Genomic DNA, 5,261 nt, shown 5'->3' on the forward strand with positions numbered 1-5,261 from the left:
CCGTGAATTGATTTTTTCTGGTTTAGGAACATGGCAACATCAAAAGTGATGGAAATTTCGTCTAACCATCAGTTCCAGACGACGCCTGCCGGCGCGGCTGAACAGCCACATTGGGCATAGGAACGGCAAGCTGCGACTCGATCAAAATGACGAACACTTCTGGCCGCGAGCTGTTGCTGGTGATAGAGCCGTGGGCCTTGGAGTTTTCTCTTCCTGCGGGATCTAATTGTGAAGTGGTTTCTGTCGGCGGCACCGCTCCATCCGTTATCGAATTGGAAGTTCTGAATGACCGAATTATTTTTTATGTCGAGACTCCAGGCGCGGTTTATGAATACTGGCAAGACGGGGTTTTAGTTGATTAAGAGTTTGCGCCACTTTTTGCCCAACCCGGCAGTCAACTGGACTGCCTCCACGCTGCGCATTCCGGCAGCCAGTTACTTTTCACGTTGTGTTTTATGAAATGGCACTGCTAATGCGTGGATGGATATCGATAGCAACGCTGGTCTCGGCACTTGGATTCGGGACCAGTGCGCAAGGAAATACTATGCGAGGTGAAATGGACTCGGTGGCCCAACTTCAGGGTCTCGCTGCGCAAGACAAATTTGCAGCAGATGGAATGCTTTACACAGGTGTGCATAGTGTCGCGCTACGGGAGAAACTTAATTCAAAGATGAACTCGGCGATCGTCAAGTTCATTGCTTTGGTTCACGACAAGGCCACGAAAAAAGCATATCTGACATTACTCGCCGCTGAAATCGCAGGTTTTGACCGAGCGAAACTTGACACGGAAGACGCGGAACAAGTGGCTGTGAACTTTGAACGAATTATGGATTGCGTCGGGCTTGAGAGTTCGGATGGAATTCTCAATAACTGGATGTATGGGTTTGTCCCAAAGTAGTTTTTTTAAAATGCAATGGCGCTGCACTGGCCCAACTCGGCAGTCAACTGGACTGCCTCCACGCTGCGCGTTCCGGCAGCCAGTTACTTTTTACGTTGGCATATGCATGGTTGAGTTTCTAATTAAAACCATAGTTATAATTTGCTTCATGCTACTGTTTCGGTTCGTGAAGCACATGTGGTCGGCCCCGATCCATTTGGCGGGAACGGACATTGAACTTGAGCGGGCTGTCCCGCGTACGATTATGTGTTTGCTGAACTTTTCAACCGAAGCACGAGCTCGCCGCGCGTCGGGATTTCTCAAGCTCTGCTTCTTGAAAATTGACCTGGAAGGGCTGACGAATGGGCGCTGGAATGTCGAATGCAAACGAGTGATGAAGCCAACGCTGCGTTCATTTCTCTTACTGAGGGCTGCGGCAAAGGTCGCTGCACTCAGTGGCGGCGGAGAAGTGGTTTTTATTGGAGTGCAAACATCATGATTGAATGCGCCAACAACAAGTTCCAACGTACGCCTGACGGCGCCGCTGAACAGTCACGTTGGGCCATAGGCATACACCGCATCTAAAACTATGAAGAAAACCTGTAACTGCCCTGTCCATGGTGAACAAGGGATAAGTCTGGTCTGCGTCCATATTGCGCACGCCGTCGATGCTGGCGAAAAAGCCGGCTTCTTTTGGGGAAGCACTGATGATCTTGCTCGACCAGATGCATGGTGCAAATCGTGCGAGGACAAGTTGGTTGCCGCGTCTGACGACGCGCAGGATCAATGGTTTCGTGAAGCCGACTTCAAGATATTCTGCGCGTCTTGCTGGGACGTGGCTAAACAGGTTTTTGGTGGCTTTGCATGAGCAGCAGCCCAACATTGCGCTCAACGTCGCTCCCTTTGGTCGCTGCACGCTGCGGGATAAGCCGCGCAGCGCCGGTTAGCTTGAAACGTTGGCGGTCTTACCGTTGAATGCAGGCAGCTGCTGAAAATTTGGCGTTGTGGGCCGGCGGTCATTTACCGGTTGCGGCTTCGGAAAAGCTGGGGCCTGTGCTATCTCCGGCAACGGTGACGGTTGGTGTTTTGCTCTTGGCGGCGCGAACTATGCGGCTCCCGGCCCTTCTTTACCGTGGCTGCATTTCGTGCCGGGTCGCGCTTCGCTTTCGGTCGCGCGGTAGCCGGTCTTGGCGACATTTGCTGCCGGAGCTACGGTTTGCTTCCGGGTCGTGTCGCGGTGTTTCCGCGCCAACAAAGCATTGGAGCGGACTGGCCGGAAGCCGCGCCTTCCGAGTTTTAATTTCCGGGCGGCCAGCCGCTCACTTTGTACGTTGGGCCGCATAAATGAGCTATCGAGTTGCACAAATTGATTCGCTTGACTTGAGCGCTCGTTGGCTAAGTCCCGAGCACTCGAAGAATGCCTATGAGTTCGCGCTTCCCTACACGCATTCGAGGCGCTATGGCCTTAACGAAGCTACTGTAAATGAAATTCAGCGACTTGAAATCTCTGATCATAGGTTTGCGAAACGATGGCTCGCCGAGCGCCTTCTTGCTGAAGGAACCGTTCAAATTGTCTATAGCGACGAGGAAGTATGCGTTTTGGAATCTGCCAAGTTCATTGAACACTGGGATCAAATATTTGTACCCTCCCGTGACGATGCCGTTGTACTACACAACCTCAATAACCAGATACTTTTCTATTGTCATGAAGAGGAATTAGAGTATGGCTACCGTATTTGCCCAACCATGCAAGCAACTCGGACGCGCTAAAGCGCGCCGGTTATTTTGAAACGTTGGGCTTCCTTAAACATGGCTGAAATAATTCTCTATATGACCAGTCGCGATACGGAACTTCTCCGAGATTGGATTAACTCCGAGGCTGAAGTTGCTTGGATTGTGATGGAGGCAAGGACAGGCCGCGATTACCGCTGGCGGGCAGTTGAAAGTATTCCCAAGGTACTTGAGCAGGAATATTCACTTTGGCATCAGCCAAGCGGCCCGCTAAACATTCCATCGGGCATAGACGGTGTTCCGGATGATCTAATTTCCGACCCACTTGACGGCTGGAATCAAGTCCTTAACTCTGAGTTGTACACTAGACCTTGGTTCGGAGGGAACTTGCCGGGACCATTCAATTTCAAATTTAAGGAAACTGGTCGTGAAGCACCGAATGCAATAGGTCGCTCCGGATTTTCTTGGCTTGGAAATCGCTATGCGTCGATTGGCAGTCCTGCGAACCCCGCTGCGTTGAGGTGGTGGCGGCGACTTGAGCACTTTATCAAGGCCAACAGCACTATGATTCCGTGGCCATATCCGAGTGGAAGCGGGAAAGGCAAAGCGTTTGCTTTTGCTGAAGCGCACTCATGTATTCTTGGAGGCTACCATCCAGACGCGAACCCATGACTGGTACTGTTGGCCCACCCCTGCAGTCCACTGGACTGCCTCCGCGCTGCGCGTTCCGGCAGCCAGTGACTTTTAACCTAGGATTCTTATGCGATTGCCATGGAAGACATCGAATACAGCGCTCTCTCCTTACTTGCGAGACGCGAACCGCCTTGGAGACGTGATCGCCGCAATCCATGCTATGGCGACTTATAAATTTTACAAGCCTCCTTTCGCAGATTGGGCTGAAATGCGCTGATTTTTGCCAAGCCCAGCCCCGGGCAACGCGCATTTCGCCATCTCTGCGAAATACGGAGCCAGCAAGCCGCTGAGGTAGCTCCGGTTCTTCGAAGAACCGATTTATTCAGCGCTTCCTTAGGATTCGGGTGTGCTAAAGTGAGGTAACTCTTTGATAATAAAATAAAGGCGCTGGCGTTCCGCGCGGAATCTCGAGACTTGGTCGGGAGAGTCGGCGGCGGTTCGGGCGGCTACTTCACGTCGGCGCTGCAATAGGAAATTGATGAAGATTTTTCGGTACGCGCTTTTTACAATCGTCACCTTTGTTGCTGGCTGTTACCTTATCGATTCGGGTATTGAGTGGAAAGGTGGGCCATACCAGCTTGGCTGGATAGATGACCCCAAGGCGGTTACCTTGAGTTTCGCTGGTGATAGCGAGCATCTTTTAGAACGAATCGATAGTGTCGTTTTTGCAGTAGGGTGGAATGGCCGTTACCTGATTGCAAAACAGCATCCGGGCGGGAATAGAGAAATTACCAACTACTTCGTGATTGACAGTGCTAATGACTATGCAGCAGCGGATCCAGCGCAGGTTGTTACGGGACCGCTAAATGAAGGAGAGTTTCAAAAAATGTCGAGTGAGCTTGGACTACCAAAATTTTCAAAGAAATTGGACGCGCTTGAGTGAGAGCTGGTTGTCCGAACACCACATTGCAGCCGACGCCTGACGGCGCGGCTAAATTTAGTTCGTTAGCTGCCATCAGTACTTCATTTAATCAGGAATAATATGCCCCACCTCACAATTGAATATACCGACAACCTGCCACAGTTCAATATCAGTGGAGCGTTGCTTGCGCTTAACAAGGCTCTTGTCGCCTCCGGTCATTTTGAGGAAGTTGACATTAAGAGTCGCGCCATCCAAATTGGCACATTCCTTATCGGGACGTCATCCGATAACCGAGCTTTTGTGCACGTAAAGCTTGCCATCCTGTGCGGCCGATCAATTCAAATAAAACACGAGCTTTCGGAGAGTTTGCTGCACGTATTGAAGGAAAGCGAATGGCCAACAAAGACTCATGTTCAACTTTGCGTCGAAGTGCAGGAGATTGAGCGTGAAGCTTACTCAAAGTCGTTTATCGGATCTTTAGTGGCATAAATTGCCTTGCGCTTGATGCGACGACCTACGATGCAAAGTGAGAATTCATGGTTAAATATTTGTTTAACACAGATACGCTGATGCGCGCCGGTTTGTTACGTTAGCCCTAGGTTCCCATGCAAGTCAATTTGGTCTCTCAGCCGCAGTACGAATCTCTCGTCGAATTACTATGCGAGCTGCACGCACACTACAACGAAGGCTCTTCGGTGCCGCCGGAGATGATGCGCTCACACCTCGTCGATAATTGATCTTGCCCCCGTATAACCGGACACAGCCTATCGCTTAGTTAACGCCGCTTTCCTGAGCCCGGCGCGCCAGCTCCCTCCTGAACATGCGAGGGGATTTCAACTTCAACGACGAGTGCGGATGAACCTCATTGAAATGCGTAAAAGCGTCTGGCAATTGGGCGAGAACGACTTGGGCATTGCTGCGGTCCATCAGACTGACGTAGTCCCGTTTAAACGTGTTCACGAAGATTTCGGCGATCCCGTTCGACTGCGGGCTGCACACCGGCGTATGAATCGGCTCCAGCCCCATCTCGCGCGCCAACGCGTGCGTCGCATGGGCCCGGTAGGCGCCACCATTGTCGCTCAGGAACTCCAGCTTTGC

The 5,261-nt window shown here is 51.5% G+C and carries 7 protein-coding genes; 6 read left to right on the forward strand and 1 reads right to left on the reverse strand.

Annotated features, from left to right (window positions below; genetic code table 11):
• The first annotated feature begins 146 nt into the window (after positions 1-146).
• The 6 genes from BM436_RS36840 to BM436_RS35615 all read left to right on the forward strand — a co-directional run bounded on the left by BM436_RS36840 (position 147) and on the right by BM436_RS35615 (position 4,652).
• Positions 147-362 (forward strand): hypothetical protein, encoded by a 216-nt coding sequence (locus BM436_RS36840; protein ID WP_143133516.1) that lies wholly within the window; start codon positions 147-149, stop codon positions 360-362.
• 182 nt (positions 363-544) lie between these two features.
• Positions 545-898 carry a DUF4844 domain-containing protein gene (locus tag BM436_RS35610; protein WP_177307845.1) on the forward strand — a complete coding sequence of 118 codons (354 nt, stop codon included), beginning with the start codon at positions 545-547 and terminating at the stop codon, positions 896-898.
• 568 nt (positions 899-1,466) lie between these two features.
• Positions 1,467-1,745 carry a hypothetical protein gene (locus tag BM436_RS36845; RefSeq protein ID WP_143133518.1) on the forward strand — a complete coding sequence of 93 codons (279 nt, stop codon included), beginning with the start codon at positions 1,467-1,469 and terminating at the stop codon, positions 1,743-1,745.
• Positions 1,746-2,686: 941 nt separating this feature from the next.
• Positions 2,687-3,280 (forward strand): hypothetical protein, encoded by a 594-nt coding sequence (locus tag BM436_RS36850; protein ID WP_143133519.1) that lies wholly within the window; start codon positions 2,687-2,689, stop codon positions 3,278-3,280.
• A gap of 499 nt (positions 3,281-3,779) precedes the next feature.
• On the forward strand, positions 3,780-4,184 hold the full coding sequence (locus tag BM436_RS36855; protein ID WP_143133520.1) for a DUF3997 domain-containing protein: 405 nt from the start codon (positions 3,780-3,782) through the stop codon (positions 4,182-4,184).
• Positions 4,185-4,283: 99 nt separating this feature from the next.
• On the forward strand, positions 4,284-4,652 hold the full coding sequence (locus BM436_RS35615) for a 5-carboxymethyl-2-hydroxymuconate Delta-isomerase (RefSeq protein ID WP_093561649.1): 369 nt from the start codon (positions 4,284-4,286) through the stop codon (positions 4,650-4,652).
• A gap of 282 nt (positions 4,653-4,934) precedes the next feature.
• On the opposite strand, the gene BM436_RS35620 is transcribed toward BM436_RS35615, so the two are convergent.
• Positions 4,935-5,261: integrase core domain-containing protein (locus BM436_RS35620; protein ID WP_143133521.1), on the reverse strand; the 327-nt coding region annotated here is incomplete at its 5' end.

It is taken from the genome of Pseudoduganella namucuonensis (assembly GCF_900116645.1).
Taxonomy (GTDB): Bacteria; Pseudomonadota; Gammaproteobacteria; order Burkholderiales; family Burkholderiaceae_D; genus Rugamonas; species Rugamonas namucuonensis.